Below are 645 nucleotides of genomic sequence, written 5' to 3'. Positions count from 1 at the left end.
TGTGAAAGTCTACCCAATAACAAAAAAAGGTTCCTGGATGTTATCTTGTCTTTAATGGCATTAAGTTTGCTGTGGCCAGTTTTTGCGGTAATAGCAATATTAATAAAACTCGACTCTCAAGGGTCTGAGCTAGGATGGAAAGCAGAAAAGAGCCTTAAGGATATGTGTAGAGACTCATGGAACTGGCAGAAGAAGAACCCAGATGGTTACGATGATTAACAAGGCATTGGGTAGAGAGTTCAAGCAATTAGAGAGGGATGAGTAACTCGATGAAAGTCCGCAAAGCCATAATACCTGCCGCAGGCTTAGGCACTAGGTTTTTACCAGCAACAAAAGCACAGCCGAAAGAAATGCTACCTATAGTGGATAAGCCTACGATACAGTACATAATAGAAGAAGCTGTTGCATCTGGCATCGAGGAGATACTCATAATTACTGGGAGAAACAAGAAGGCCATTGAGGACCATTTTGATAAGTCCATTGAGTTGGAAATGGAATTAGAGAGGAAGAATAAGAAAGAGCTTTTGTCTTTAGTGAAAAGCATATCGGGCATGGTTAATATTCACTACATACGACAAAAGGAGCCTAAGGGGTTAGGTCATGCAATAAGTTGTGGCAGATGCTTTGTCGGAAATGAGCCTTTTG

Annotated in this window: 2 protein-coding genes; both read left to right on the top strand. The window is 41.1% G+C overall.

Annotated elements, in window-relative coordinates; all coding sequences use genetic code 11:
• Positions 1-219 (top strand): sugar transferase (locus tag H0Z31_15790; protein ID MBO8178852.1); only part of this gene is annotated, 219 nt, incomplete at its 5' end.
• 50 nt (positions 220-269) lie between these two features.
• Positions 270-645: NTP transferase domain-containing protein (locus tag H0Z31_15785; protein ID MBO8178851.1), on the top strand; the 376-nt coding region annotated here is incomplete at its 3' end.

Origin of the sequence: Bacillus sp. (in: firmicutes), from assembly GCA_017656295.1 — a bacterium.
Classification (GTDB): Bacteria; Bacillota; Bacilli; order Bacillales; family JACDOC01; genus JACDOC01.
Note: the sequence above shows the minus strand (reverse complement) of the source record. Positions and strands in the feature narration are given on the sequence as shown.